The organism is Aeromonas sp. FL131 (assembly GCF_049860615.1).
In the GTDB taxonomy this organism is placed as follows: domain Bacteria; phylum Pseudomonadota; class Gammaproteobacteria; order Enterobacterales; family Aeromonadaceae; genus Aeromonas; species Aeromonas hydrophila.
In genome coordinates this window covers 374,726-401,539 of sequence record NZ_CP187595.1, presented here as the reverse complement: position 1 = coordinate 401,539, position 26,814 = coordinate 374,726, and the positions used below count along the sequence as shown (strand labels likewise).

Annotated in this window: 21 protein-coding genes and 1 riboswitch; of the genes, 13 read left to right on the top strand and 8 right to left on the bottom strand. The window is 63.9% G+C overall.

Features of this window, described 5'->3' with window-relative positions; genetic code table 11:
• Window positions 1-45 precede the first annotated feature (45 nt).
• On the bottom strand, window positions 46-1,392 hold the full coding sequence (locus ACPW75_RS01990; protein WP_043159595.1) for a UDP-glucose dehydrogenase family protein: 1,347 nt from the start codon (window positions 1,390-1,392) through the stop codon (window positions 46-48).
• A 221-nt stretch (window positions 1,393-1,613) separates the two neighbouring features.
• Here ACPW75_RS01990 and arnB point away from each other — a divergent pair, with 221 nt between their 5' ends.
• The 9 genes from arnB to ACPW75_RS01945 all read left to right on the top strand — a co-directional run bounded on the left by arnB (window position 1,614) and on the right by ACPW75_RS01945 (window position 10,704).
• Complete coding sequence (gene arnB, locus ACPW75_RS01985; RefSeq protein ID WP_077095342.1) at window positions 1,614-2,750, top strand: UDP-4-amino-4-deoxy-L-arabinose aminotransferase; 1,137 nt, start codon at window positions 1,614-1,616, stop codon at window positions 2,748-2,750.
• 6 nt (window positions 2,751-2,756) lie between these two features.
• Complete coding sequence (gene arnC, locus ACPW75_RS01980; RefSeq protein WP_016349714.1) at window positions 2,757-3,734, top strand: undecaprenyl-phosphate 4-deoxy-4-formamido-L-arabinose transferase; 978 nt, start codon at window positions 2,757-2,759, stop codon at window positions 3,732-3,734.
• Window positions 3,731-5,722, top strand: coding sequence for a bifunctional UDP-4-amino-4-deoxy-L-arabinose formyltransferase/UDP-glucuronic acid oxidase ArnA (gene arnA, locus ACPW75_RS01975; protein ID WP_077095343.1), 1,992 nt, complete (start codon window positions 3,731-3,733; stop codon window positions 5,720-5,722). Before arnC ends, arnA begins: the two co-directional genes overlap by 4 nt.
• Window positions 5,715-6,614, top strand: coding sequence for a 4-deoxy-4-formamido-L-arabinose-phosphoundecaprenol deformylase (gene arnD / locus ACPW75_RS01970; protein WP_077095344.1), 900 nt, complete (start codon window positions 5,715-5,717; stop codon window positions 6,612-6,614). Before arnA ends, arnD begins: the two co-directional genes overlap by 8 nt.
• Window positions 6,615-6,683: 69 nt before the next feature.
• Window positions 6,684-8,327: a lipid IV(A) 4-amino-4-deoxy-L-arabinosyltransferase gene (gene arnT, locus ACPW75_RS01965; RefSeq protein WP_077095345.1), complete on the top strand. Its 1,644-nt coding sequence runs from the start codon at window positions 6,684-6,686 to the stop codon at window positions 8,325-8,327.
• Window positions 8,327-8,671 (top strand): EamA family transporter, encoded by a 345-nt coding sequence (locus ACPW75_RS01960; protein ID WP_077095346.1) that lies wholly within the window; start codon window positions 8,327-8,329, stop codon window positions 8,669-8,671. Before arnT ends, ACPW75_RS01960 begins: the two co-directional genes overlap by 1 nt.
• A complete protein-coding gene (arnF, locus tag ACPW75_RS01955; protein ID WP_077095347.1) occupies window positions 8,668-9,114 on the top strand; it encodes a 4-amino-4-deoxy-L-arabinose-phosphoundecaprenol flippase subunit ArnF in 447 nt (148 codons plus the stop codon). Before ACPW75_RS01960 ends, arnF begins: the two co-directional genes overlap by 4 nt.
• 174 nt (window positions 9,115-9,288) lie before the next feature.
• Window positions 9,289-10,158 (top strand): phosphoribulokinase, encoded by an 870-nt coding sequence (locus tag ACPW75_RS01950; RefSeq protein WP_011704920.1) that lies wholly within the window; start codon window positions 9,289-9,291, stop codon window positions 10,156-10,158.
• A 15-nt stretch (window positions 10,159-10,173) separates the two neighbouring features.
• Window positions 10,174-10,704 carry a DUF4136 domain-containing protein gene (locus ACPW75_RS01945; RefSeq protein WP_011704919.1) on the top strand — a complete coding sequence of 177 codons (531 nt, stop codon included), beginning with the start codon at window positions 10,174-10,176 and terminating at the stop codon, window positions 10,702-10,704.
• Window positions 10,705-10,761: 57 nt separating this feature from the next.
• On the opposite strand, the gene ACPW75_RS01940 is transcribed toward ACPW75_RS01945, so the two are convergent.
• Window positions 10,762-11,058 carry an MliC family protein gene (locus ACPW75_RS01940; RefSeq protein WP_011704918.1) on the bottom strand — a complete coding sequence of 99 codons (297 nt, stop codon included), beginning with the start codon at window positions 11,056-11,058 and terminating at the stop codon, window positions 10,762-10,764.
• 49 nt (window positions 11,059-11,107) lie between these two features.
• On the bottom strand, window positions 11,108-11,512 hold the full coding sequence (locus ACPW75_RS01935) for an OsmC family protein (RefSeq protein ID WP_179101307.1): 405 nt from the start codon (window positions 11,510-11,512) through the stop codon (window positions 11,108-11,110).
• A 311-nt stretch (window positions 11,513-11,823) separates the two neighbouring features.
• Here ACPW75_RS01935 and crp point away from each other — a divergent pair, with 311 nt between their 5' ends.
• Complete coding sequence (gene crp / locus ACPW75_RS01930; protein ID WP_011704916.1) at window positions 11,824-12,462, top strand: cAMP-activated global transcriptional regulator CRP; 639 nt, start codon at window positions 11,824-11,826, stop codon at window positions 12,460-12,462.
• A gap of 125 nt (window positions 12,463-12,587) precedes the next feature.
• On the top strand, window positions 12,588-13,388 hold the full coding sequence (locus tag ACPW75_RS01925) for a putative RNA methyltransferase (RefSeq protein WP_077095349.1): 801 nt from the start codon (window positions 12,588-12,590) through the stop codon (window positions 13,386-13,388).
• A 60-nt stretch (window positions 13,389-13,448) separates the two neighbouring features.
• Here ACPW75_RS01925 and ACPW75_RS01920 read toward each other — a convergent pair whose 3' ends face one another.
• The 4 genes from ACPW75_RS01920 to ACPW75_RS01905 all read right to left on the bottom strand — a co-directional run bounded on the left by ACPW75_RS01920 (window position 13,449) and on the right by ACPW75_RS01905 (window position 24,389).
• Window positions 13,449-15,371 (bottom strand): glycoside hydrolase family 19 protein, encoded by a 1,923-nt coding sequence (locus tag ACPW75_RS01920; RefSeq protein WP_289710452.1) that lies wholly within the window; start codon window positions 15,369-15,371, stop codon window positions 13,449-13,451.
• Window positions 15,372-15,454: 83 nt separating this feature from the next.
• On the bottom strand, window positions 15,455-17,833 hold the full coding sequence (locus ACPW75_RS01915) for a M66 family metalloprotease (RefSeq protein ID WP_190283741.1): 2,379 nt from the start codon (window positions 17,831-17,833) through the stop codon (window positions 15,455-15,457).
• Between the two features lie 73 nt (window positions 17,834-17,906).
• Window positions 17,907-20,516 (bottom strand): glycosyl hydrolase family 18 protein, encoded by a 2,610-nt coding sequence (locus ACPW75_RS01910; RefSeq protein ID WP_077095352.1) that lies wholly within the window; start codon window positions 20,514-20,516, stop codon window positions 17,907-17,909.
• Window positions 20,517-20,626: 110 nt separating this feature from the next.
• A riboswitch (cyclic di-GMP riboswitch) is annotated at window positions 20,627-20,714 on the bottom strand.
• 174 nt (window positions 20,715-20,888) lie between these two features.
• Window positions 20,889-24,389, bottom strand: coding sequence for a hybrid sensor histidine kinase/response regulator (locus tag ACPW75_RS01905; protein ID WP_077095353.1), 3,501 nt, complete (start codon window positions 24,387-24,389; stop codon window positions 20,889-20,891).
• Window positions 24,390-24,608: 219 nt separating this feature from the next.
• Between ACPW75_RS01905 and ACPW75_RS01900 the strand changes: the two genes are divergently transcribed.
• A complete protein-coding gene (locus ACPW75_RS01900; RefSeq protein WP_077095354.1) occupies window positions 24,609-25,220 on the top strand; it encodes a DUF2975 domain-containing protein in 612 nt (203 codons plus the stop codon).
• 7 nt (window positions 25,221-25,227) lie between these two features.
• Complete coding sequence (locus ACPW75_RS01895) at window positions 25,228-25,437, top strand: helix-turn-helix domain-containing protein (protein ID WP_011704909.1); 210 nt, start codon at window positions 25,228-25,230, stop codon at window positions 25,435-25,437.
• Between the two features lie 84 nt (window positions 25,438-25,521).
• Here ACPW75_RS01895 and ACPW75_RS01890 read toward each other — a convergent pair whose 3' ends face one another.
• Window positions 25,522-26,661 carry a 3-phenylpropionate MFS transporter gene (locus ACPW75_RS01890; protein ID WP_077095355.1) on the bottom strand — a complete coding sequence of 380 codons (1,140 nt, stop codon included), beginning with the start codon at window positions 26,659-26,661 and terminating at the stop codon, window positions 25,522-25,524.
• Between the last annotated feature and the right edge of the window lie 153 nt (window positions 26,662-26,814).

The following is a 26,814-nucleotide window of genomic DNA, read 5'->3' as shown; positions in this document are numbered from 1 at the left end:
CACTGCCATGGCACTGAAACTTGGCGGCAGCGTGGCATGGTCTTTTTATTTCATTACCGATTCGCCCCGCCCGATGGCGTAGTAATGAAAACCATGATCTTTCATCCGGCCCGGATCAAACAGGTTGCGGCCATCGACGATCAGCGGATAACGCAACGCCTGCTTGATGGCGGCAAAATTGGGGGCCTTGAAGTGGTTCCACTCGGTGCAGATCACCAGGGCATCCGCACCAAACAGCGCCGCTTCCTTGGTGCCCATCAGCCGCAGCTTGTCACAGTTGCCGTAGATTTGCTGGGCCTCCTGCATCGCCTCGGGATCGTAGGCCTGCACGGTCGCCCCGGCCTGCCACAACGCCTCCATCAAGGCCCGGCTCGGCGCCTCGCGCATGTCGTCGGTGTTGGGCTTGAACGCCAGCCCCCACAGGGCGATGGTCTTGCCGGCCAGGCTCTCCCCTTCGGCGCAAAAGAACGCTGACAGCAGCTGAAACAGCCGCGATTTTTGCAATTCGTTGACTCGCTCCACCGCCCGGATCAACGGCGTGTCGTACTCCAGCTCCTGGGCAGTGGCCAGCAAGGCTTTGACATCCTTGGGAAAACAGGAGCCGCCATAGCCGCAACCCGGGTAGATGAACTGATAGCCGATGCGCTGATCCGAACCTATTCCCTGGCGCACCATCTCGATGTCGGCGCCGACTCGCTCGGCCAGCCCGGCCATCTCGTTGATGAAGCTTATCTTGGTGGCCAGCATGCAGTTGGCGGCGTACTTGGTCAGCTCGGCGCTGCGCACATCCATGAACAGGATGCGGTCGTGGTTGCGGTTGAACGGCTCGTAGAGCTCGCGCATCAGCTGGCGGGAGGCCTCGTTGGCGGTACCCACCACGATGCGATCCGGCCGCAGGCAATCCTGGATGGCGGAGCCCTCTTTCAGAAATTCGGGGTTGGAGACCACGTCGAAGGCGAACGACTGATCCCGCTGCTGCAGGATGGCGTTGACCCTGGCGGTCACCTTGTCGGCGGTGCCCACCGGCACGGTCGACTTGTTGACGATGATGACGGGCCGATCGCGATACTGGGCGATGGTCTCGGCCACCGTCAGCACGTGGCTCAGATCGGCGGAACCATCCTCCCCCGGTGGCGTGCCTACCGCCAGAAACTGCACATCGCCGTGTTTGACGGCCAGCACGGCGTCCGTGGTGAACACCAGGGCGCCGCTCTTGATGTTGCGCTGCAGCAGGGATTCGAGACCGGGTTCATAGATGGGCACCTGGCCATCCATCAGGGCTGCCACCTTCTGTTCATCGACATCGACACAGATCACCTGATGACCGACGTCGGCCAGTACGGTGGCCTGAACCAGGCCCACGTAGCCACTTCCAAATACAGTAATGTTCATATTGATACAACCAAAATGTCAGAGAAAATGTAATTTGGAAAAACAAGAGTTGGGGGGGTTATAAATATTTATCACATTACCTAAGATGACCGCACCAGTTAATTGTTACCAGCTGTTTCTGGACCATTGCAGGCCCGCTTTTATATACGTTATGTTGAGTGCAATTTGTTGGGGCTGCCCGCTTTCACGGGCACTGATTAATATTCTTCGTTGGATCTCTTATGCAAGATTTTCTGCCATTTTCGAGGCCCGCCATCGGTGATGCCGAGATAAGTGCTGTCTGTGACGTATTGAAATCGGGCTGGATCACCACGGGCCCGAAGAATCATGAACTGGAACAGCAATTTTGCGACACATTCGGCTGCCAGCACGCGGTCGCACTCTGCTCCGCCACCGCCGGCATGCACGTCACCCTGCTGGCGCTGGGCATAGGCCCGGGGGATGAGGTGATCACCCCCTCCCAGACCTGGGTCTCCACCATCAACATCATCACCCTGCTGGGGGCCGAGCCGGTCTTCGTCGACGTGGACCCCGATACCCTGATGACCAGCGCCGAGCTGATCACGCCGCTCATCACCGCCAACACCAAAGCCATCATCCCGGTCCACTACGCCGGTGCCCCGGTCGATCTGGATCCGATCCTGGCGCTGGCCGGCCGCCACGGCATTGCGGTCATCGAGGATGCCGCCCACGCGGTCGGTACCCGCTACCGGGAGCGCTGGATCGGCGCCAGCGGCACCGCCATCTTCTCCTTCCACGCCATCAAGAACCTGACCTGCGCCGAAGGGGGCATGCTGGTGACCGACGACAAGGCGCTGGCGGACAAGGTTCGAATGCTCAAATTCCACGGCCTGGGAGTGGATGCCTTTGATCGCATGAGCCTGGGCCGCAAGCCGCAGGCGGAGGTGATCACCCCGGGCTTCAAATACAACCTGGCCGACATCAACGCCGCCATCGCCCTGGTACAGCTGGCGCGCCTGCCCGAGCTCAACGCCAAGCGGGCCGAACTGGTGGCCCGCTATCAGGAGCAACTGGCCGGTCTGCCGCTGGCGCCGCTCGCCGTGCCGGGCTACCCCCACCTGCACGCCTGGCACCTGTTCATGGTGCGGGTCGACCCAGATCGCTGCGGGCTCGACCGGGATCAGCTGATGCAGGCACTGCAGGAGCGCGGCATCGGTACCGGTCTGCACTTTCGGGCAGCCCACACCCAGAAATACTACCGCGAACGCTATCCGACCCTCAGCCTGCCTCATACCGAGTGGAACTCGTCACGCCTGTGCACCCTGCCACTCTTCCCGGACATGACGCTGGCCGACGTCGACCGCGTGGTCGCGGCCCTTATCGACATATTGGAGTAATGCAACGTGAACAACACTGACATCAAGCTGGTTTCGGTGGTCATCCCCGTCTACAACGAGGAGGCCAGCCTGCCCGCGCTGCTGAGCCGGGTCACCGCCGCCTGCGATCAGCTGTCACAGGATTACGAGGTGATCCTCATCGACGACGGCAGCCACGACGGCTCCACCGAGCTCATCAGAGACGCCGCCGGTGAGGGCAGCAAGCTGGTCGGGGTGCTGCTCAACCGCAACTACGGTCAGCACGCCGCCATCATGGCCGGCTTCGAGACCGCCAAGGGGGATCTGGTGATCACCCTGGATGCGGATCTGCAAAACCCGCCGGAGGAGATCCCCCGCCTGGTCGAAGCCGCCATGCAGGGCTACGACGTGGTAGGCACCATGCGCCGCAACCGCCAGGACTCCTGGTTTCGCAAGACTGCCTCCAAACTCATCAACAAGTCGGTGCAAAAGGCCACCGGTGTGCACATGAGCGACTACGGTTGCATGCTGCGCGCCTATCGCCGTCACATCATCGACGCCATGCTCTGCTGCCAGGAGCGCAGCACCTTCATCCCCATCCTGGCCAACAGCTTCGCCCGCCGCACCATAGAGCTGGAAGTGGGCCACGCCGAGCGGGCCCACGGCGAGTCAAAATACGGGCTGATGCACCTCATCAACCTGATGTATGACCTGGTCACCTGCATGACCACCACCCCGCTGCGTCTGCTCAGCATCGTCGGCAGCGTGGTGGCAGGCATCGGCTTTACCTTCTCCATCCTGCTGATCCTGATGCGCCTCATTCTGGGCGCCGACTGGGCCGCCGATGGCGTCTTCACCCTCTTTGCCATTCTCTTCACCTTTGTCGGCGTGCAGCTGCTGGGCATGGGGCTGCTGGGAGAATACATAGGCCGCATGTACACCGACGTGCGCGCCCGTCCCCGCTACTTTATCCACCAGATCGTGCGCAGCGCCACCACCCCTTCGCAACAGGAAGCTGAACAATGAAAGTCGTCGTCTTTGCTTATCACGATATCGGTTGCACCGGTATCGAGGCCCTGCTCGAGGCAGGCTACGAGATCCAGGCCGTCTTCACCCACGCCGACGATCCGGGCGAGAACCGCTTCTTCGGCTCGGTCGCCCAGCTCTGCGCCGAGCACAACCTGCCGGTCTACTCCCCCGAGGACGTGAACCACCCGCTCTGGATCGAGCGCATTCGCGAGCTGGCGCCCCAGGCCCTCTTCTCCTTCTACTACCGCAACATGCTCAAGCAGGCGATCCTCGACATCCCGACCGTCGGCGCCTTCAACCTGCACGGCTCCCTGCTGCCCGCCTACCGCGGTCGCGCGCCCATCAACTGGTGCCTGGTCAACGGCGAGGCCGAGACCGGCATCACCCTGCACCAGATGACCGCCAAGCCCGACGCCGGCGCCATCGTCGCCCAGCAGGCGGTGGCCATTGCCGACGACGACACCGCGCTGACCCTGCACGGCAAGGTGCGCCTCGCCGCCCGGGCGCTGCTGGAGCAAGAGCTGCCCAAGCTGCGCGCCGGCGACATCCGCCTCACCCCGCAGGATGAGAGCAAGGCCAGCTACTATGGCCGCCGCACCCCGGCCGATGGCGAACTGCACTGGCACCGCCCGGCCCGCGAACTGCACAACCTGGTGCGCGCCGTCACCCAGCCCTACCCGGGCGCCTTCAGCTTCGCCGGCGATCGCAAGCTGACGGTGTGGAAGAGCCACTGGCTGGCCCAGCAGAGCGACAAGCAGCCGGGCACCATCCTGAGCCAGGAGCCGCTGCGCATCGCCTGCGGTGAAGGGGTGCTGGAGATAGTGGCCGGTCAGGCCGAAGGCGGACTCTATGTGCGCGGCGCCCAACTGGCCCGCGAACTGGGGCTGGTCGAAGGAATGAAGATCGGCGCCAAGGCGAGCAATGCCCTGCGCAAGGCGCGGCTGACCCGGGTGCTGATCCTCGGCGTCAACGGCTTCATCGGCAACCACCTGACCGAGCGCCTGCTCCAGGATGGCGGCTACGAGGTCTATGGCCTCGACATCGGCTCCAGCGCGGTGGACCGTTTCATCGGTCACCCCAACTTCCACTTCGTGGAAGGGGACATCAGCATCCACACCGAGTGGATCGAGTATCACATCAAGAAGTGCGACGTGATCCTGCCTCTGGTGGCCATCGCCACCCCCATCGAGTACACCCGCAACCCGCTGCGCGTGTTCGAGCTCGACTTCGAGGAGAACCTCAAGATCGTCCGCTATTGCGTGAAGTACCACAAGCGCATCATCTTCCCCTCCACCTCCGAGGTGTACGGGATGTGCGACGATCACAGCTTCGATGAAGACAGCTCCCGCCTCATCGTCGGCCCCATCAACAAGCAGCGCTGGATCTACTCCGTCTCCAAGCAGTTGCTGGATCGGGTCATCTGGGCCTACGGCAAGAAAGAGGGGCTCAACTTCACACTGTTCCGTCCCTTCAACTGGATGGGGCCGCGTCTGGACAGCCTGGACTCTGCCCGCATCGGCAGCTCCCGCGCCATCACCCAGCTGATCCTCAACCTGGTGGACGGCACCCCGATCCAGCTGGTAGACGGCGGCGCCCAGAAGCGCTGCTTCACCGACATCGAGGACGGCATCGAGGCCCTGTTCCGTATCATCGAGAACAAGGAGAACCGCTGCGACGGCCAGATCATCAACATCGGCAACCCGGACAACGAGGCCAGCATCCAGCAGATGGCCGAGATCCTGCTCGCCAAGTTCGAGGCTCACCCGCTGCGCGACCAGTTCCCGCCGTTTGCCGGCTTCAAGCTGGTGGAGAGCAAGTCCTTCTACGGCGACGGCTATCAGGACGTCTCCCACCGCCGGCCGAGCATCGCCAATGCCCGTCGCCTGCTGGGCTGGGAGCCGACCATCGAGATGGAAGAGACCATTGGCAACACCCTCGACTTCTTCCTGCAAGGGGCGGTCACGACGGGAGTCGAGCATGACTGAGGTAGGTCTGCGGATCGACGTCGATACCTTCAGGGGGACCCGTGACGGGGTGCCCCGCCTGCTGCAACTGCTAGACAAGCATCAGGTCAAGGGGAGCTTCTTCTTCTCGGTCGGACCGGACAACATGGGGCGCCACTTGTGGCGCCTGCTAAAACCCCGCTTTCTGCTCAAGATGCTGCGCTCCAACGCAGCATCCCTCTATGGACTGGACATATTGCTGGCCGGCACCGCCTGGCCCGGCAAGTCCATCGGCAAGCAGCTCGGCTCCCTGATGCGCGACACCGACAGCGCCCGTCACGAGGTGGGGCTGCACGCCTGGGATCACCACGGCTGGCAAGCCAACACCGGCCGCTGGGACCAAGCCGAGCTGACTCGTCAGACCCGGCTCGGGGTGGATGCGCTCAACCAGATCCTGGGGCGCGAAGTGGATTGCTCCGCCGCCGCCGGCTGGCGAGCCGACCCCCTCACCACCCAGGCCAAGGAGCAGTTCGGCTTTCGCTACAACAGCGACTGTCGCGGCAGCGGCCTGTTTCGGCCCCTGCTGCAGGATGGCCGCCCCGGCACCCCGCAGATCCCGGTCAACCTGCCCACCTTCGACGAGGTGGTGGGCCATCAGGTAACGGTCGACGGTTTCAACCGTTTCCTGCTGGATCAGCTGGCCACCCCGCCGGCGCAGGGCCCGCACGTCTACACCATCCACGCCGAAGTGGAAGGGATCGTGATGGCGGATCAGTTCGATGCCCTGCTCGGCGAAGCCAGGGCGCGCGGCATCCGCTTCGTGCCGCTCGGGGATCTGTTACCATCCGACCCGACCACGCTGCCGACCGGCCGGCTGGCACGCGGCACCCTGCCCGGACGGGAGGGCTGGCTCGGCTGCAAGGCCGAGGCCTGAGATGAATGACGCCACCTCGGGTGGCAGGACTAACCATCGCGCTAATCACACCATGCAACAGAGGATGTCATGACGTTGACCAAGTGGGCCCTGCCCCTGTTCTTTCTCTTCTTTTACCTGCTGCCGCTCGATCAGCGGCCGCTCTGGAGCCCGGACGAAAACCGCTACGCCGAGATCAGCCGGGAGATGGTGAGCACCGGCGACTGGGTCGTGCCCCACTTCCTGGGCTTGCGCTACTTCGAGAAACCCATCGCCGGCTACTGGTTCAACAGCATCAGCCAGCAGCTGTTCGGTGACACCAACTTCGCCGTGCGCTTCGCCTCGGCCGCCGCCACCGGCCTGAGCGCCCTGCTGATCTGCTGGTTTGCCCTGCAGCTGTGGCAGTGCCGGCGTAAGGCCTTCCTGACCGGGCTCATCTATCTGTCGCTGCTGATCGTCTACGGCATCGGTACCTACAGCGTGCTGGACGCCATGGTCACCCTCTGGCTCAACGCCGCCATGGTGAGCTTCTACATCATCCGCAAGGAGGACTCCCTTGGCAGCCGGGTCGGTGGCTATCTGCTGTTCGGCCTTGCCTGCGGCATGGGTTTTCTCACCAAGGGCTTCATCGCCCTGGCGGTACCCGTGGTGGTCATCGTGCCCTACGTCATCTATCAGCGCCGCCTGCTCGAGCTGGTGCGCTTCGGGCCGCTGGCCATCCTGAGCGCGGTCCTGCTGGCCGCTCCCTGGGCCATCGCCGTGCACCTGCGCGAACCGGACTACTGGCACTACTTCTTCTGGGTTGAACACATCCAGCGCTTCGCCGCTGACAACGCCCAGCACAAGGCGCCGTTCTGGTACTACCTGCCCATGGGGCTGCTCGGCACCCTGCCCTGGCTCGGCCTGCTGCCCGGCGCCCTGCGCAAGGGCTGGCAGGAGCGCAAGATAAACCCGGAAACCCTCTACCTGCTGGCCTGGGTGATCTTGCCCCTGCTGTTCTTCAGCATTGCCAAGGGCAAGCTGCTCACCTACATCCTGCCCTGCTTCGCCCCGCTGGCCATGCTGATGGCCGCCAGCGCCGTCGACCTGCTCAAGGAGGGGAAAGAGCGGGCCTTGCGGGTCAATGCCTGGCTAAACGGCCTGTTCGGCCTCATCTGCCTGGTGGTGCTGGCCGTGCTGGCGTTCTCCCCCAGCCACGCCGTCTATGGCGAGGAGGATCACGGTGCGCTGGCGGTGGCCATGGTCATCTTCGCCGGCTGGAGTCTGCTCGGCTTCATCCAGTTGAAAGAAGTCAGCCGCCGCTGGACCCTGAGCGCGCTCTGCCCCATGGTGCTGGCCATCGGCCTGCCCTGGGCGCTGCCGCAATCGCTGATCGACTCCAAGCTGCCGGAGCGCTTCATCGAAGCCAATCAAGCCGTGCTGATGAAGTCGGGTACCCTGCTGGCCAACGACGTCGGACTGGCCTCCTCCCTCGCCTGGGAAACTCAGCGCAGCGAGATCAACCTGTTTGACAGCAAGGGCGAGGTACATTACGGCCTCGGCTACCCGGATGCGGCGGGGCGCTACGTGGCCCGTGCCGACTTCCCGGCCTGGCTGGAACAGGCGCGCAAGAATGGGCAGGTGGCCCTGCTGATGAAGACCGATCGCGACGGCAACACCGGGCCCGTGCCCCCCGCCGACGAGACCATCGTCAGCCACCGGCTGACCCTGCTCATCTACCACGGGGCCCAGTGATGGACATCCTGCTGCTGTTGCTGGTGTGCCTGCTGACCTGCAGCGGCCAGATGCTGCAAAAGCAGGCGGTCGTCAGCTGGCAGCACCAGCCCTGCAACCACTGGCAGAAGCTGCGCTCACCCTGGCTCATCGCCAGCGTGGCAGCGCTCGGCTGCGGCATGCTGCTCTGGATCTACCTGCTGCAGCGGCTGCCGCTCAGCATGGCCTACCCCATGCTCAGCATCAATCTGGTGCTGGTGCTGGTGGGTTCCAGGCTGTTCTTTCACGAGCAGATCAGCTACCACAACTGGCTGGGAGTGGGGGCCATCATAGTGGGCGCCCTGCTGCTGGGAGGTTTGCTATGAGTGATGACCATCCGCACGCGGGCCAACCACCGGCCAACCCTGCAAGATCGGCGCTGAAGGGGTATCTCTACGTGCTCGGCAGCATCTTGCTGGTGACGGCCGCCCAGCTTGGCATGAAGTGGGGGGTGATCCAGCTGCCGACCTGGCAGATGGATCTTGCCGTGATGCTGGCCCATCCGCTGCCGCTGCTGGTGATCCTGGCCGGGGTCGGCTGCTACGCTCTGTCGCTGCTCTGCTGGCTGGCGGCGCTGCACTCCACCCCGCTCAACATCGCCTACCCCCTGCTCAGCACCAGCTATGCGCTGGTCTACCTGCTGGCGGTCAACATCCCGCTCTTCGCAGAACCGCTGGAGCCCGGCAAGGCGCTCGGGGTGCTGTTCATTCTGCTGGGGGCCGTGCTGGTGGGGATCAAGCCTGCGGCCGGCACCAAGCAGGCCAGCTAGTTTTTCTCTTTGTTTGCCACAAGGGCTGCCACGGCGGCCTTTTTTGCGTCTGCGACCGATGCCCGTACGCTAGCACGTCCGCGAAGCAGTTGCGCGGTGGTACTGTCAGGTCGCACACTTGACCGCACTCGGAACATGCCTTTATAACGGAACTCCCAAGGAAGAGAGAATTCTATGTCGGCAAAGCATCCCATCATTGCGGTTACCGGTTCGTCCGGAGCCGGCACCTCCACCTCCACCAACGCCTTTCGCTCCATGTTTCATCAGCTCGGTTATCAGGCGGCCGTGGTGGAAGGGGACAGTTTTCATCGCTACACCCGCCCGGAAATGGACGTGGCGATCCGCAAGGCGCGCGAACAGGGGCGCCACATCAGCTATTTCGGCCCCGAGGCCAACGACTTCGGCCTGCTGGAGAGCTTCTTTCAGGAGTACGGCCAGAACGGTAGCGGCCAGTATCGTCGCTACCTGCACAGCTTCGACGAGGCGGTGCCCTTTAACCAGATGCCGGGCACCTTCACCCCCTGGCAGAACCTGCCAAGCGACACCGACCTGCTGTTCTATGAGGGGCTGCACGGCGGCGTGGTCACCGATGAGCACAACGTGGCCCGCCACGTGGACTTCCTCATCGGGGTAGTGCCCATCGTCAACCTGGAGTGGATCCAGAAGCTCATTCGCGACACCTCGGAGCGCGGCCATTCCCGCGAAGCGGTCACCGACTCCATCGTCCGCTCCATGGACGACTACATCAACTTCATCACCCCCCAGTTCTCCCGCACCCACATCAACTTCCAGCGGGTGCCGACGGTGGATACCTCCAACCCCTTCAGCGCCAAGGTGATCCCGAGTCTGGACGAGAGTATGCTGGTGATACGGTTTCGCGGCATCAAGCAGGTGGATTTCCCCTATCTGCTGTCGATGATCGACGGATCCTTCATGTCACGGATGAACACCATCGTAGTGCCGGGCGGCAAGATGGGCTTCGCGATGGAGCTGATCCTGCGCCCGTTGATCCAGCAACTGATTGAAACCGGCAAGATCACCTGAGCCAAGGAGCTGATGATGCGGTTAGCGTTTATCTCTGTGGGATTGGCCGCCCTGCTGGGTGGCTGCAGCAGCGGCCCGGCCGCGCCGACCCTGGAAGCGGGCACCATGGTGGTGCGCCCGGCGGCCAGCTGGCCTTTCGGGGCAACGCCGCGCTATGCGCTGGCCGAGCAGTTCCAGTATGCCGGCGACAGCGCCGAAGGCTGGCTGGAGCCGGTGCAACAGGCGGTCAATCAGGAGCTGGGGCGCAAGGGGTGGCAGAGCGTGCCCCTCGACGAGGCCGATGTGTGGGTCGCCATCGGGGTGGCCGGCAGCAAGGATCTGAGCGACGGCGAGATCTTCGCCCGCCTCGGCATGACCCCTGGGTTGCAGGCCAAGGCCGATGCCCGCAAGGGCACCCTGGCCATCGTGCTGCTCGACCGACGCACCCAGCAGGCGGTGTGGAGCAGCGCCATCTCCCTGGCCAGCGACGTGGCCATCGCCGAAGGGGAGCGTCAGCAACTGAGCCAGCAACTGGCCGCCAAGATGCTCAACGCCCTGCCGCACTGACCCCCAATATGCAAAACGGCCTGCATTGAGCAGGCCGTTGTCATCACACCATGACGATCACTTGCGCTGGCAAGTCAGCAGGGTTACCCCTTTCTGGCTGAGGATGGCCTGCTTCTCCTGATTCCAGAAGGTGGTCACCCCGTCGGAATACTTGGCACCGGACTCCGCCTCGACCCGGCCCAGCTTGTGATAGACCCCGGCATAGGGGAACTGCACCATGTCGGCCTGGGCATCATAGGTCACGGCCAGCAGCTCCTCACCGCACTGATACTGGCTGTACTGGTACTGGGTCGGTTGCGGCATGCTGCAAGCCGCCAGCCCCAGCAGGGGGAGTAACGCTATCATCTTTTTCATTGCACTTTCCTTATGTCATGGTGTTATTCGATCGGAAGAGCCACTGCTATCAGGCTTCAAGAATTTGATAACTATGGGTAATTTCTACCGCTTTTTCCAACATCAGGGAAACTGAACAATATTTTTCCATCGACAGATCCACCGCGCGGGCCACCTGCTTTTCGGCCAGCCCCTTGCCGGTCACCACGAAGTGGAGGTGGATCTTCTCGAATACCCGCGGCACCGAGTCAGCCCGCTCACCGGCCAGCTCCACATGGCAGGCGGTCACGGATTGGCGCGCCTTCTCCAGGATGGAGACCACGTCGATCGAGCTGCAACCGCCCACCGCCAGCAGGATCATCTCCATCGGGCTGACACCTTCGCCGGGGTTGGCACCGTCCAGGATCACCTTGTGACCGGACTCACTCTCGCCCACAAACTGCATGCCTTCCACCCAGCTGACCTTGGCTTTCATTTCACATTTCCTCTTGATGACGACAGATCTGACTGACATAGCATACCGCAGACGACGCGACAGCGGCACATATCCGCCATTTTCACGAACTTCCTGACTAACTAGATCAAAATCAACATCTGATGCCCCCATCTTCCCTACAATGGCGAACGGAACGCAGCAGGGGTTGCAAGGGGAGCTGGCAAAAGCCCTCAAAGCCTTGTCAGCACAGACAAAGGCTCTTATCCTACTGCGACTAATACAAGGAATGGCAAGGTTGGCAGCTTGCCCGGACGCACGAGTCCATAAAAAGACACTACAGAGGAATTCTCATGGTCATTGGCAAACCGCAAAGCGATCCCACCCTGGAATGGTTCTTGTCGCACTGCCACATTCATAAGTATCCCGCCAAGAGCACCCTGATCCACGCGGGTGAGAAAGCGGAAACCCTCTACTACATCGTCAAGGGCACTGTGGCCGTCTTGATCAAGGACGATGAAGGCAAGGAGATGATCCTCTCCTATCTGAACCAGGGCGACTTCCTGGGCGAGATGGGGATGTTCGAAGAGAGCGAAAACCCGGAGCGTTCCGCCTGGGTGCGTGCCAAAGGTTCCTGTGAAGTGGCCGAGATCTCCTACAAGAAGTTCCGCCAGCTGATCCAGGTCAACCCGGAAATCCTGATGCGCCTCTCCGGCCAGATGGCGGCCCGCCTGCAGCACACCAGCCAGAAAGTCGGCAACCTCGCCTTCCTGGACGTGACCGGCCGGATCGCCCAGACCCTGCTGAACCTGGCCAAACAGCCGGATGCCATGACCCACCCGGATGGCATGCAGATCAAGATCACCCGTCAGGAGATAGGCCAGATCGTCGGCTGCTCCCGTGAAACCGTCGGCCGGATCCTCAAGATGCTCGAAGAGCAGGAGCTGATCTCCGCCCACGGCAAGACCATAGTGGTGTTCGGCACTCGCTGATCCCGCGACTGGCGGCCCCGCACTGGGTCGCTGGATAAAAAAGGCTGCCACGGCAGCCTTTTCTGATCGTCTCCCCTATAATCCCGAACGCCCCTGCCGTCATGGCCTTCGCCAAGAGAAATCCTATGCACCTGCAATGCCCTATCTGTCGCAGCCCGCTGCAACTTCATGAAGCCTCCCGCGGGGTCTACTGCACCAACAAGCACCACTTCGATCCCGCGCCGGAAGGCTATCTGGATCTCATCCCCGGCAAGAAGAATCCCAAGGACAGCGACAGCCGCGCCCTGATGCGCGCCAAACGCCACTTCCTCGAGCAGGGCCACCAGTTGCCACTGGTCGAGGCGATGGCCAGCCTGCTTGCCCCCCTCGAACCGCGCGAGCTGATCCACCTGGGCTGTGGCGAGGGTTACTACTGCCGGACCCTGGCCGAGCGCCTGCCGGGCTGGCAATTTGCCGGCGTCGACATCGCCAAGAACACCATCTTCGCCGCCAACAAGGCGCAGCCGGACGCTCAGTTCGTCATCGCCGATCCGGCCCGCGCCCCCATTCTGCCGGGCACGGCCCAGCTGCTGCTGGTCAACGATCTCAAGGTCAAGACCGAGCAGCTGGTCAGCTGGCTGGCACCGGGCGGCTATCTGCTCTACCTGCAGCCGGGCCCCCGCCACCAGTGGCAGCTGAGGGTCAGCCTCAACCCGGTCAGCATGGAGCACCCGCTGAGCTGGCCGAGCCTGGCCGGCCTCAACCCCATGGGTCAGCTGCGCTGCCAGTTCAGCATGCAGATGGACCAGGGCCTGCGCAGCTTCATCCTGGAGACCAGCCGCCTCGGCTGGCGCGCCAGCGGTGAACAGCGTCACGCCTTCAGCCACCAGGGACCGGACGAGCTGGAGCAGGATCTGCTGCTGAGCCTGTGGCAAAAGCCGCTCTGATGGCGCACCCTCCCATGAAAAAAGGCCCTGACGGGCCTTTTTTATTGCGCGGAGATGTCGTTACAGCTTGATCCAGGCATCGCTCCAGGCCGTGCCCTTGCCGGGCTCATAGGCCCAGGCCGCGCCGGCACACCAGCCGGTGTAGGGATGGGGCTTGCACTGGTAGTTGCCGCCCAGGTTGCTCACCTTGTCACCGGCCCTGTAGGCGGTTCCCTCCTTGTAAGGCGGGTTGCCATCCGGCGGCGTGGTGCCGCCGCTGCCCTTGATCAGGATCTCGTGGGTGGCGCTGCGGCTCAGCCCCTTGTCGTCGGTCACCTTGAGCACGAAGCCGTAGCGGGTGTCGCTGGTCGGGGTCGGCGGCAGGATGGCGCTCAGGGTGGACTGCGTCAGATCCGAGGCGCTGGCCCCGGCAGGCAGGGTCCAGGCGTAGCTGAGGGGCTTGCCTTCCGGATCGCTCGAGCCCTGGCCGGAGAGCAGCACGGTGGCGCCGCCCAGCGCCTCGCTCGGGCCGCTGATGCTGGCCACCGGCGGCAGGTTGGTGCCACCGCCGTTGTCCTCGATCACCACCTCGGGGAAGAAGTGCTGCACGCAGCGGCTGTAGTCACGCTCCTTGAACGCGCTGAAACGGGTCTGGTAGCCCACCAGCTTGCAGGCGTAGCTCTTGCCACCGTTGGGGTTACCCGGCACATAGCTCCAGTCGTTCTCCCAGTAGATGGGCAGGGCACCGGCGCCGGCCTCGTCAAAGACCTTCATGTTCTTGCAACCGAGCACCTCGTCGGCAGGCACCGGCACGCCCAGATACTGGGCCTGGGCCTGGTAGTAGGTGATCCGGTTCTGGGATTGGGCATGCTCGGCTGCACCGCCGCACTCCACCCCGCCGTTGATGATCTGGGTGGTCACCCCGAAGCCCGGCACCAGGCCGTTCTGCCGGTCGTGGGCGTTGGGCTGCCAGGTACCGTCGATCACGTGCAGCATGGAGGGCTTGGGCGGCTGCGGATAGACGAAGAAGAACACGGCGCTGGCCAGGTTGAGCCAGGTGTCCGCCACTTTCTCCGGGTTGTCCAGCAGGGTGCGCACAGTACCAAACATGGCCTCGGAGAAGGGGCCGTAGTTGTAGTTGTACGACAGCTGCTTGGCGCCGCGACCGAAGTAGCTCTTGAACTCGCCGTTGTCGAACTTGCCGCACGGCCACTGCTGACCCTGCCACACATCCGGCCGGCACTCGGCGTTGTAGCCGCCGCGCATCTGCTCGGTCCAGCCCATCTCCCGCACCCACACCAGCCCCTGACGCCACTCGGGCTCGGGGCGCCAGCTCTCGTGGCCACCGGTCTCCTGGGCGAAGTGGGCAAACATGGTGGCCAGCGACTTGCGGCAGATGGCTTCGGCGTTGCGCCCGTCGCTGTAGTCGCCGCAGAAGGCCGGGAACTTGGCCACCGCCTGCAGGAAGCCGCGATAGGTGTACTCCGGCGCCCGCAGCGGGAACAGGAAGTTGAACTGCAACTCGCTGAGCAGCCCTTCCACCCGCTTGACGTTGGCGGGGTTGAGCGGCAAACCGGGGGCCACCGCCTCGACCACGGCGTTGTCGCGGGTGGCGATGGAGGCCTTGACCGCCGTCATGGCCGGGAAATCGGTGAGCGCATGCTCCTTGGCATCCAGCTCGCTCTGGCTCAGGTAGACAGTGCTGCCGTCAACGGCGCCGCTGCCTCCCTGCGCGGGCGGGGCTATGCCCTCCCCGTCACCGGGTGGCGTCGCTTCGCCCGCCCCCAGCAGGGCCCACGGAGAATCCCACTCGTTGGCGACCTGCACGCCCGGGCTCTGGCCCGGATTGGCATACCATTTGGCCTCGTAGATCTGGCCGTTGAAACTGACCTGGCTGCCGCCGCCATAGCCCTGATTGAGGTCATAGGCGCTGGCGGCCCACAGCTGACCGCTCAGACAGAGCCCGGCCAGCAGGGTGGCCACAGAGGACTTTCTTGTCATCATATTTACCTCTTGCTTGATGAAAGGCGGGGCTTGGCCCCCGCCAGTGGCACCTCGCATTGCGCGAGGAGAAAGGAGAAAAACACTCAGCGTGCCGCCAGCGGCATGCCGTTGACCGTGTAGCCAAGCCCTACCGGGGCCGGGGCAAGCTGGGCCTCGGCCTGTGACTGGTTGCGGCACAGCACGCTGGCGCTGCGCGGTTCGCTCGCGCTCGGCACGTTGACGTGGAACTTGTTCATCACGCTGGCGCTCAGCCGGTGATTGGCCAGCTTGAAGCGCAGCAGGCCGTCGCGGGTCTCCACCTGCAGCTGGCAATCACTGTTGCCGAGCCGCTCGCCGTCATCGCCATAGGCAAAGCCATAGGCACCGTGCAGGGCCGGATAGAGGTAGCTCGGCAGCTGCCCCTGCGGATCGTAGTAACCGACCAGGGTGGTCACCGGCACGCCGAAGACGGCTGGCTTGCGATCAGCCGCCAGATCCGTCGGCGCCCCCTCGTTCCAGCGGCTGCCGTCGGAGCGGTAGCTCTTCTTGAAGCCGCGCGAGACGGTGATCTGCTGGCCGTTGATGAAGAGGGTGCTGTTGTAGCCGGCGTTGTGGTCGATGCTGACAATGCGGCCACGATTGACCGCCGAGGCGGCCGGCAGCTGGATGTTGCGGGTCCAGTTGCCATCCCACATGGCCACCTTGACCAGATCGTACTCGGCCAGCAGGGCGGCCAGCTTGACCTCTCCCAGATCGCTCACCGGCGCGGTGATCTGCTCGGCGAGGTCGACCCGGTGGCGGTAGGGCTCCATCCTGGCCTGGCTTTCGTTCCACTTGCTGAAGCCGGTGGGGGACGCTGCGTCGAACACCGCCTTGCTCTCGAGGAAGCGCTGGATGATGGCGGCCGAGTTGGGGGTGTAGAGGGTGAAGCGGTTGAAGCCGGAGAGCGGCTCGCCGCCGGCCATGGCGTCGAAGCCGAACTTGCGGCCGTCAAACGGCGCCTGGCACTGACCATCGAGGCAGGCGCTCTGGCCGCTGCGGCTCGCAAAGAAGTTGGGGATGAAGCGGTTCTTGTCGCCATCCCAGCCCCAGGTGGCATTGATCTGATCGGCGCTGCGGTGCACCGAGCCGGCAAAGCCGCCCACGTAGTGGCCGAGACCGTAGTTGTGGCCCACCTCGTGGCTGAACTCGTTGCCAAGGGAAGCGTCGAGCGTGACGATGCCGCCCCCGCCGGAGCCGCCGTGCACCTGCACCCCGTTGGCATACTTGCCACGGCTGTTGTGGGCCGCCAGCTGGGCCACCACGTAGGGATGGCTGTTCTCCCCCTCCCCGGCGGTGCTGTTGATGCCGTAGTTGGCATTGTCGATGCCAAGGGAGATGAGCTCCTTGCCGATGCGCTGGCGCATGGTGCCGCTGTGCCAGCCCCCTTCGCTCGGATCAAAATCGGTGAGCAGGGTGCCATCCGGCAGCATCACTTCCGGCAACGACAGCGGCGCATACTGGCTGACGATGAGCCGGCTGGCGGGAATGGTCTGGAAATACTCCCGCTGGGCTTCTTTATCTTTGGCAAAGGCGAACTGGTCGCGCGGGCTGGTCAGCATGCCGATGTCGATGGTGTGAATGAGCAGCTCCCCCGGCGCCCCCACCTTGAGGTCGTTCAGCTCACCGCTCAGATCCCCCTGGCTCAGGCGCAGGGTGAGGCCGGGCAGGATCCACTCGGCCGGCAGCACGGCGCTCCAGGCATCGCTGGCATAGGTGATGCCGTTGTTTTCCAGCTCGCCATCGCGGATCCACTGCCCGCGTACGAACTTGAACTGCTGGCTCTGACCTCGGGAGATTGTTACCTGGCGGCCACTGAAGTAGACGGTGGAGTTGTAGCCGGCATTGGAGGCGAGGCGCACCATCTTGCCCTCCAGGCTTGCGCCGCGGGGCAAGAAGATGTCGCGCACCCAGCGGCCGTCGGCGGTCTGGATGGTGACCAGGGCATGAGGCTGCAGCTTGCCGAGCAGGAAGGCGCCACTCGGATCGCTCAGCCTGGCCAGCTCGCTGCTGCTGTTGATGACGGCACTGGTGCCGGGGCCCGGGGTGAAGTCGACCCCCTCCTCCGGCGTTCCTTCCAGGTAGTAGGCGGTCTTGGGCAGGCGGGAGGGCGGATCCAGCGTGAGGCTGCCGAGCAGCTTGCCGGCGCCGTCGCGGGCCTCGAGCGCCAGCGGCGCCTGGTTGCCGGCCTGCAGCGGGCGCACCAGCAGCAGGCTCTTGCGCAGGGCGGTGAGGCGAGGCTGGTTGTCCCCCTCCCGCGGGTGGGCCGGCAGGATCTGGCTCTGGGCAAACTGGACGCCGGCCAGCAGCGACCCCTGCAGATCGTTCTGCGGACGGGTGGCGTCAAAAACCAGCGGGGTGGGTGGCTGAACGGCGGCCAGCAGCGGGCCGCTTGCCAGGGCTGCGCCGATCAGGCAGGCAAGACGTGTGGTGCATGTGGTCATGGTGGTGCTCTTTGTTGTTATGGGGGAAAAAAGGGGGCATGCCTGGCATGCCCCGATGGGTTTGACGGTGAGGTTATTTGCAGCTGGCGGCGCCGATGTCCTGCCAGACGTCGTGCTTGCCGGGCTCGTTGCCGCGGGTCCAGTACTGGGCCTTCCACTGGCGACCGTTGTGGGTGGTCACGTCACCGGCGTTGTAGGCGACGCTGACATCCCAGCCCAGCTGCACCTGGCTTATCAGCTTCCACTGATCGGCGGTGCGGCTCGGTTCGTTGCCCTGGGTCCAGTACTTGGCCTGCCACACCAGCTGGTTGTGGCTCACCTTCTCGCCACCGTTGTAGGTGGTCGAGGCCTTCCAGGCCGGCCAGTTGGCGGCATCCGGATCGGTGGCGTTGCAGTCGCCGCCACCGCTGACCGGGGTCACGGTGAGGCGGGTCTTGCCCTGGGCATCCAGGGCGCCGTCGGTCACGGTGACGGTGAGGTCATAACCGGTCTCCACGGTGACGCTGGGGCCCGTCACCACCAGGGTCTTGCTGTTCTGACCGCTGGCGGTAACCCCGGCCGGCACGCTCCACTGATAGCTCAGGGTGTCGCCATTGGGGTCGGTGGCGCTGGCGGTGATGCTCACCTGCTTGCCAGCCTGCACCGAGACCTTGTCCTGCACCGTGACGACCGGCGGCAGGTTGGGTTGCGGCGCCTTGTTGGTCACCACCACCTGATCCTTGGCGCTAAGGTTGTGGTCATCGGTCACGGTCAGCTCGAACACCAGATTGACGTCCTGGCTCACCGCATCGACGCTCACCTTGGCCTTGGCCTGGGTGGCATCGCTCAGGGTCGCCTTGGGACCGGAGATCTGGGCCCAGCTGTAGCTCAGCACCGCCCCTTCCGGATCGCGGGAGGAGGAACCGTCCAGCACCAGCTGGGCCGGCCCGGTCACCGCGAGATCGGTGCCGGCGTTGGCCACCGGCGGCTTGTTGACCGGCGGTGTGCTATCGCCGTGGCCCAGCCCCTCGTGCATGGCGTTGAGAATGTCGCCGTTGTCGGCGTCGATTTCCCAGGCGAACATGCCGCCGAGCTGGTTGGCCAGCACGTACTGCCCCTTGGCCTTGACCGAGCGCTCGTCATCGAAGGTGATGAGCTCACCGGTGGAAGCCTTGAACACGGACGGTGCCTCGGCCACTTCGTCATAGCTGTACTGCCAGTCGCCGGCCATCTTGCCCTTGGCGATGCCGCGGTAGTCGATGACCCCCTTCTCCCAGATCCCTTCCGCTTCGGTCCCCGCAATCGGGCCGGTGGCGGTGCCGGTGAAGGGGTTGTTGCCCTGATACCCGCTGACGCCGGTCCAGCCGCGACCATACATGGCGGCACCCACCACCACCTTGCCCGGCTCGACGCCCTGACCCAGCAGCGCCTTGACCCCCTTGTCGGTGGTGTACTTGGTGTTGGGATCCCAGCTCGACTCATAGAGCGCGGTCTGGTGACCCAGCCCGGTGTTGGTCCAGGCGCCGTTGAAGTCGTAGCTCATCAGGAAGATGTGATTCATGTATTGCTGGGCGGCGCGATAGTCCACCTTGGCAATCTTGTCACCGCCGGCGCTGATGGCGGAGGTGAGCTCATAGGTACGGCCGGTCTCTGCGCTCAGCTCGTCGAGCATGGCGCGCAGCTCCTTCATCAGCAGCACGTAGGTCTCGCCGTCGGAGGGGCTGCCGAGGTTGGGGTTGGCCCCCAGGCCCCCCGGGAATTCCCAGTCGATGTCCACCCCGTCGAAGAATTTCCAGGTCTGCAGATACTCCTTCACCGAGGCGACGAAGGTGTCGCGCTTGGTCTTGTCACCGAAGAAGAAGAAGGGGTCGGAGAGGGTCCAGCCACCGATGGAGGGGAGGATCTTCAGGTCCGGATAGGCCTTCTTGAGCGCCATCAGATTGCCGAAGTTGCCCTTGTAGGGTTCGTCATAGGCGGTGAGATTGCCCTGCCCCATCTGGATGGCGGCCCAGGGATCGTGGATGGAGACCTTGAAGTCCTCGCGGCCGGCACAGGAGCGTTGCAGCGCCTCGAAGCTGCCGGAGATCTCTTTCAGGCTGTCGTTGATGCCGTTGCCACCGCAGATCGGGGTGAAGCCGTAGAGGATGTGGGTCAGGTTCTGGGCCGGGATCTTGTCCACGGTGAACTTGCGACCATAGACCCCCCACTCCACGTAGTAGGCCCCCATCACCTTGCCGGTCTTGTTGACGTAGGGCTTGTTGTTCTCCTTGAGCGGCGCCTTGAGCGGCAGCAGGTGGCTGCCGTCGGTGTCGGCCACCAGGATCTCTTTCTTGTCGGAGAGGGTGCAGCCGTCGGCGTTGCACAGCGCCACCTGCATCTGGTAGCGGCCCCCCTTGGTGACCTTGAAGTTGGCGGTGCCGGAGGCGGACGCGGCACCGGACCACACCTCCTTGCCGTCGAGCAGTACCTTGGCGGTCTGGCCGACATCACCGGACCAGAGGTTCCAGCTCACGCTGACCGGCGCGCCATCGGCGTGCACCTTGACCAGCTTGTTGTAGGAGGTGGCGGCTTGATCCACTTCGACGATGGCGAACTTGGTTTCGCCCCAGCCGATGGTGGGTTTGCCGGGGGCGGCGGCGAAGGCGGAGGAGGCGCACAGACCCCCGACCAACAACGCCAGTACGGAGGGTTTTGGACTTAACATAGTTGAATATCCTTATTTCGTTCTTGGAATAGATAACGAAAAAGGCAACGCAACCTGACAGGTAACGCAGACAACATCGCACCATGGCTTGGCCCATGGACGAAACAACCTGTGGTGGCCCCGCTATCTTAGGTACTGCTGACCCTTAGACCGGAAGCTTTGCGTCCCGGACTTTCATCCGGTTTGCCTTTTGCACAACTTGATTTGCGACAAAAATAATCGCGACCTGACTATAAGGGAGTCAAAGGAGGGAGGGCAAACCCCCGAGCGGTTATTAATAAACCACTTTTTATCGAAAGTGAGCCTCAAACGAGAAGAAAATGCACTTTTTTGTGTCAGAAAGTGCCGATCTTGTCGGCTGGGAGCCGTCGATTAAAATTCGGACGAATTCCCGGTTTCGTGATCATCATCAAGTTTGGCCGGCCGCAAGATGCTGTTCATCAGCGCCCGCAGCTTGAGCGGCTTGACCGGTTTGCTGATGTAGCCGTAGCCGTGTTTGCGGATCTGCGCCTGCAGCTCGCTCTTGCGATCCGCACTGATGATGATGCCGCCGATGTCGTTGCCGTGGGCGAGACGCAGCATGTGTAGCGCCTGCAGCCCGGTCTTGCCGTCGTCCAGATGGTAATCGGACAGCACCAGCTGCGGCAGGAAGCCGCCGGCGATGAGATCCTCCGCCTGGGCCAGGCTCTGGGCACAGACCACCTCGCAGCCCCAGCGTCCCAGCAGGGAGTGCATGGCGATCAGGATGTCGCTCTCGTTGTCGATGCAGAGCACCCGGATCCCCTCCAGCTGGCTGTCGCGCTGGGTGGGGGCCGCCACCTGCGTCGTTGCGACAGGACGGGTCGCCAGATTGAGGGTGATGGCAAACACCGAGCCCGCCCCCGGCCAGCTGCGCAGGGTCAGATTGTGGCCGAGCACCAGGGCGATGCCGCGGGCGATGGCAAGGCCGAGCCCCAGCCCCTGCTCCCGCGCGGTGCGGGAGTGATCGAGGCGGGAGAACTCGTCGAAGATCGCCTCCTGCTTGTCGGCCGGAATGCCGGGGCCGTTGTCCCACACCTCGATGCGCACCTTGTCGCCGAGCCGGCGGCAGCCGAGCAGCACCCGGCCGCCCGGGTTGTAGCGAAAGGCGTTGGTGAGGAAGTTTTGCAGCACCCGCCGCAGCAGGCGCACGTCGCTGTAGACCGCCACACCGCTCTCCACCACCGAGAACTGGATCCCCCCCGCCTGCGCCAGCACGCCGAACTCCGCCTTGAGGTTGTCGAACACGTCGCGCAGGGCGAAATCCAGTTTCTTGGCTTTGAACTTGCCCGCTTCGAGCCGCGAGATGTCGAGCAGATCGGTGATGAGATCCTCGGTCGCCCCCAGCGCATCGTCGATGTGGCGGGCGATGCGGGCCGGCTCGTCCGCCGGTGGCAGCATCTCCAGCAGGGAGGAGGTAAACAGCTTGGCGGCGTTGAGGGGCTGGGTCAGATCGTGGCTCACCGCCGCCAGGAAGCGGCTCTTGGAGTGGTTGGCCCGCTCCACCTGCTGGTTCACCAGCAGCAGCTGGCGGTTGAGCTCGGAGAGCTCGTGGGTGCGCTCGGCCACCCGCGCCTCCAGGTGTTCGTTGGCCTCCCGCAGCACTCGCTCGGCGTCGCGAAACGGGGTGATGTCGGTAAAGGTCATCACGAAGCCGCCCGCCGGCATGGGATTGCCCTGCATCTCGATCACCCGGCCATCGGGGCGCTCACGCGCCGAAATGTGCTGGCTGCCGCGCTGCATGAAGGCGACCCGCCGCGCAACATGGGCCTCGACATCGCCGGGGCCGCACAGCCCCTGCTCGGCGTTGTAGCGGATGATCTCCTCGATGGGGCGGCCCACCTGGATGAGGCCGGGCGGATAGTGGAACAGCTCGATGTAGCGCCGGTTCCAGGCCACCAGCTTGAGCTCCCGGTCCACCACCGAGATCCCCTGCCCCATGTGTTCGATGGCTCCCTGCAGCAGGCCGCGGTTGAAGCGAAACACGTCGGAGGCCTCGTCCACTATGGTGGCGATCTCTTCGAGCTGCATGTTGCGCCCCTGCAGGGCCGAGGCCAGCACCAGGCGGGCGGACGAGGTGCCGAACACCCCGGCCAACAGCCGCTCGGTGTGGGCAATCAGCTCGGCGGAGGCCTGCATCTGGGGCGCCAGAGTGCCGCCCCGCTCGCCGGCGAAGCGGCCGAAGGCACGCTTGACCCGGCTCGAGCCGACGAAACGGGCCGCCAGCATCTCCAGCTCCTTGACCGAGACCCGCGCCTGATAGAGCGCCGTGGTGTCGCGGCTCGGCTTGCCGACGAAGTTGGCCGCCTGCAGCCGCTCGCTCACCGCCGCCTGCGACAGCAGGGAGCCCGCCACATAGCCGATGAGGTTGAGCAGCAGGCTCAGAAAGATGCACCAGGCCCCCAGGCTGAGATCGCGAAACGCGGGCCAGTCGGGCGGCGCCAGCAGGGCCGCCAGCGGCGAGCCGGCCAGCAGGCCGCTCTCCGCCAGCAGGGTGGCAAACCAGAGGCTGACCCCGAGGGCGAGACCGAGGTAGACCCCCTTGCGGTTGCCGTGCCGCCAATAGAGGCCGAGCAGCAGCGCCGGCGCAAACTGGGCCACCGCGCCGAACGACAGGTAGCCGATGCGCGACAGGCTGGTGAGATCCCCGAGCCAGAGGTAGAGCCCCCAGGCCGCCAGCAGGATCAGCAGGATGGCGCCGCGGCGCACCTGCAGCAGCAGGCGCACCAGCCGCTCGTCCCGTCCCTGCTGCCAGAAGCGGCGCAGCAGCACCGGCAGCACCAGATCGTTGCTGACCATGATGGCCAGCGCGATGGTACAGACGATCACCATGCCGGTGGCCGCCGAGGTGCCGCCAAGAAACGCCAGCAGCGCCATGCCGTCGAAACCGAGCGACATGGGCAGGCTGATCACATAGGTATCCGAGGCCATGCCGGCCCCCACCCACTGCTTGCCCGCCAGCGCCAGCGGCCAGATGAAGAGCCCCATCACGAACAGGTAGAGCGGAAACAGCCAGCGCGCCCAGTGCAGATCCTGGCCCTGGTTGTTCTCCACCACGGTCACGTGAAACTGGCGCGGCAGGCAGATGACGGCGCACATGGCGACCAGGGTGTAGATGGCGAGCTCCAGCAGGCTGCCCGGCGTCACCGCCACCACCGCATCGAGAAAGTCGCTGGCCACCAGGGTACGGGCCTGGCTCGGCTTGCTGAGGATAAGCCAGAGCGCAAAGCCCCCCACCGCCATGAAGGCGAGCAGCTTGACCACGGATTCGAAGGCGATGGCCACCACCATGCCGCGGTGGTGCTCAGTGGCGTCCAGATGGCGGGTGCCGAACAGGATGCTGAACAGGGCCAGCAGCAGGGCCACGCCGAGGGCCAGCCCGGCGGTATTGCCGGTGGGGCCGGCAGGCACAGAGTTGGCCATCAGCAGATCCAGCCCGGTGACGATGGCTTTCAGTTGCAACACCAGGTACGGCAGTATGCCCATGATGGCGATCAGCGCGATCACCATGGCCAGGCGCTGGGACTTGCCGTAACGGGCGGCGATGAAGTCGGCGATGGAGGTGATGTGCTCGCGCTTGGCCACCAGGATGAGGCGGGCCAGCAAGCGCCAGCCAAACAGGAACACCAGCATGGGGCCCAGATAGATGGGCACCGGTGACCAAGGCGACTCGCTGGCCTGGCCCACCGTGCCGAAGAAGGTCCAGGAGGTGCAGTAGACCGCCAGCGACAGGCTGTAGAGCAGGGGCTGCCCCTTTAAACGGCGACGTTTGTTCTTGTCCGCCACGTAGGCGATCAGAAACAGCAGCCCCAGATAGGAGAGCGACAATCCGATCAGCAACCATCCCTGGTGCATCTGTAACCTCTTGTCCGTGTTGAAGATTCAAGCGCAGCAGCAGCCAGTCTAGAGAGCCGCCCGAAAAATGTCATCTTCTTATTGCAGCAAGAATTTATCGTTTTTCAATAAAAAACGGTTGAATAAATATCGAAAAACGATAAACATCTGGCTGTGTTTATTGATAAACAATAATTCGGTGCTGCGCGTGGCCCACCCTTTCACTCCAAGAGGTAAGCGATGAAACACAACAAGCTCGAACGCATGAGCAATCTGATCGAATGGATCCTGCTGTTCGCCCTGCTGGCCACCCCGCTCATGACGATCATGGGAGTCTGGTCCCAACTGCTCGGCGGCAGCGACTACCTGCAGCAGGAGCTGATCGACGCACTGGCGGTGCAAGACAGTTCGGTGCTCAACCATGTCCCCCTGACCATGGCACAGCCGGCGCTGGCCAGCACCGCCCCCTCGATTGCCGACTACCCCCTCAGCCTGGGCACCCGCCTGCTGGGCACCCTGGTGATGCTGCTGCCGGATCTGGTGTTCATGCTGATGCTGTGGCAGCTGCTCCAGCTGTTTCGCGGCTATCGGCAGGCCATGCTGTTCACCTTCAGCCAGATCCGCCGCTACCAGTTGATCGGCCTGCTGCTCTGTGTCAGTTTCGTCACCAAAATCATCACCACCCCGCTGCTGGACCTAGTGCTCACCCTGCCGGGCCCCGAGCTGCACGGCCAGATAAAAATAGGTTCATCGGACTTCCAGTTGCTGCTGGCCGGGCTGATCGTATCGGCGCTGGCGCTGGTGATGCGCGAGGCCAAGCGGCTGGCCGATGAACAACAACTGACGGTGTGAGGAACCCATGCCCATCATCATCCGACTCGATGCCCTGCTGGCCGAACGCAAAATGACTGCCCGTGAGCTGGCCCTGCGGGTCAACATCACCGAGGCCAACCTCTCCATCCTGAAAAACGGCCATGCCAAGGCGGTTCGCTTCTCCACCCTGGAGGCGATCTGCCGCGAACTGGGCTGCCAGCCCGGAGATCTGCTGGCCTTTGAGCAGGAGTCCTGAGCCAGCCGTCACCATGCAACAAGGGGAGCCTAGGCTCCCCTTGTTCGTTGCTGATCAATGTGGTTGCTGACCGGATAGGGCCCATCAGGCGGCCTTCAGCTCGCCCTCCCGCAGGCGCAGCACGAACACCGGCAGCACCACCAGCACCATCAGGAAGAAGATGCAGCCCCCCAGCGGTTCGAACAGCAGGCCGCACAGGGTCATCAGGGCGGCCACCGTCATGCCGAGCCCCAACGCCGCATAGAGCGCCTGGGTCGGGATCAACTGCTCGGCCGGCAGCTGGCGGGTCATGAAGCGCACGGCGCCGAGGTGACTGACGCAGAAGGTGACCGCATGCAGCAGCTGACCCGCCACCAGCACCAGCAGCTCGGTGGAGGCACCGAGCAGGATCCAGCGCACCACGCAGCCCAGCGCCCCCACCAGAAACAGGGTCTGGGCGCCGAAGCGGTTGAGAAAGCGCTTGTCGGCGGCAAACATCCCGATCTCCGCCACCACCCCCAGCGCCCACAGATAACCTATGGTGGTGCCGCTGTAACCCGCCGCCTTCCAGTGCATGGCGCTAAAGCCGTAGTAGGCGGCGTGGCTGCCCTGCAGCAGGGCCGAGATCAGCAGGAAGCGGCGCACCTGGGGGGATTTGAGGGTATCGAGCAGGGAGGCCTTGGCCCGTTCGCCCTGAATGTCCTGCGGCGCCGGGTGCAGCGGCAGCCAGCTCAGCAGCAGCATCAGCAGCAGCCCGGCCACCATGGTGTGCAGTATCCAGTCGCTGCCAAAATTCCCCACCAGCGCCCCCACCAGGGTCGAGGCGACGATGAAGGCGAACGAGCCGCACAGCCGCACCTTGCCGTAGTCGAGGTGCGCCTGCACCACCATGCGGGTGGCCAGCGCCTCCCCCACCGGCATCAGGGTCGGGTAGATGAAGTTCGCCACCAGGGTCAGCCCCACCAGCCACCAGAGGTTGTGGCTGAGGTAAAAGCCGAGGAAGGCCAGCAGACTGAGCAGGCAGAGCAGGCGGGTGACCGGCAGCAGGTGCCCCGCCCCCTTGATCTGCCCCATCACCATCAGATTGCCGGCAAAGCGGATCGCCATGCCCGCGCCGAGCAGCAGGCCGATCATCTCGGCGCTGACCCCGATCCCCTCCAGCCAGAGCGACCAGAACGGCAGATAGGCACCGTAGACGAAGTAGAAAGCGCCAAAAAACAGGGCTAACCAAGAGAAGGCGGGCATAGATCCTCGACACTGAGAAACGGGGGCACAAATGATAACCGATTTGTCGGTGGGGATCCTGCGATCCCGGGTGGGACGCCGCGCAGATAATAATGAAAAACATCAATAAAATTGAACTATTGCCACAAGGCCGGTGTCTATTGAGTAACACCT

Coding starts and splice junctions, on each gene's coding strand:
- ACPW75_RS01905 (WP_077095353.1), bottom strand. CDS start 24,389: ATGCACCAGGGATGGTTGCTGATCGGATTGTCGCTCTCCTATCTGGGG.
- arnF (WP_077095347.1), top strand. CDS start 8,668: ATGAGTGATGACCATCCGCACGCGGGCCAACCACCGGCCAACCCTGCA.
- ACPW75_RS01900 (WP_077095354.1), top strand. CDS start 24,609: ATGAAACACAACAAGCTCGAACGCATGAGCAATCTGATCGAATGGATC.
- ACPW75_RS01960 (WP_077095346.1), top strand. CDS start 8,327: ATGGACATCCTGCTGCTGTTGCTGGTGTGCCTGCTGACCTGCAGCGGC.
- ACPW75_RS01915 (WP_190283741.1), bottom strand. CDS start 17,833: ATGACCACATGCACCACACGTCTTGCCTGCCTGATCGGCGCAGCCCTG.
- ACPW75_RS01990 (WP_043159595.1), bottom strand. CDS start 1,392: ATGAACATTACTGTATTTGGAAGTGGCTACGTGGGCCTGGTTCAGGCC.
- ACPW75_RS01940 (WP_011704918.1), bottom strand. CDS start 11,058: ATGAAAAAGATGATAGCGTTACTCCCCCTGCTGGGGCTGGCGGCTTGC.
- arnT (WP_077095345.1), top strand. CDS start 6,684: ATGACGTTGACCAAGTGGGCCCTGCCCCTGTTCTTTCTCTTCTTTTAC.
- ACPW75_RS01890 (WP_077095355.1), bottom strand. CDS start 26,661: ATGCCCGCCTTCTCTTGGTTAGCCCTGTTTTTTGGCGCTTTCTACTTC.
- arnA (WP_077095343.1), top strand. CDS start 3,731: ATGAAAGTCGTCGTCTTTGCTTATCACGATATCGGTTGCACCGGTATC.
- ACPW75_RS01920 (WP_289710452.1), bottom strand. CDS start 15,371: ATGATGACAAGAAAGTCCTCTGTGGCCACCCTGCTGGCCGGGCTCTGT.
- ACPW75_RS01950 (WP_011704920.1), top strand. CDS start 9,289: ATGTCGGCAAAGCATCCCATCATTGCGGTTACCGGTTCGTCCGGAGCC.
- ACPW75_RS01910 (WP_077095352.1), bottom strand. CDS start 20,516: ATGTTAAGTCCAAAACCCTCCGTACTGGCGTTGTTGGTCGGGGGTCTG.
- ACPW75_RS01935 (WP_179101307.1), bottom strand. CDS start 11,512: ATGAAAGCCAAGGTCAGCTGGGTGGAAGGCATGCAGTTTGTGGGCGAG.
- ACPW75_RS01895 (WP_011704909.1), top strand. CDS start 25,228: ATGCCCATCATCATCCGACTCGATGCCCTGCTGGCCGAACGCAAAATG.
- crp (WP_011704916.1), top strand. CDS start 11,824: ATGGTCATTGGCAAACCGCAAAGCGATCCCACCCTGGAATGGTTCTTG.
- arnB (WP_077095342.1), top strand. CDS start 1,614: ATGCAAGATTTTCTGCCATTTTCGAGGCCCGCCATCGGTGATGCCGAG.
- ACPW75_RS01945 (WP_011704919.1), top strand. CDS start 10,174: ATGCGGTTAGCGTTTATCTCTGTGGGATTGGCCGCCCTGCTGGGTGGC.
- arnD (WP_077095344.1), top strand. CDS start 5,715: ATGACTGAGGTAGGTCTGCGGATCGACGTCGATACCTTCAGGGGGACC.
- ACPW75_RS01925 (WP_077095349.1), top strand. CDS start 12,588: ATGCACCTGCAATGCCCTATCTGTCGCAGCCCGCTGCAACTTCATGAA.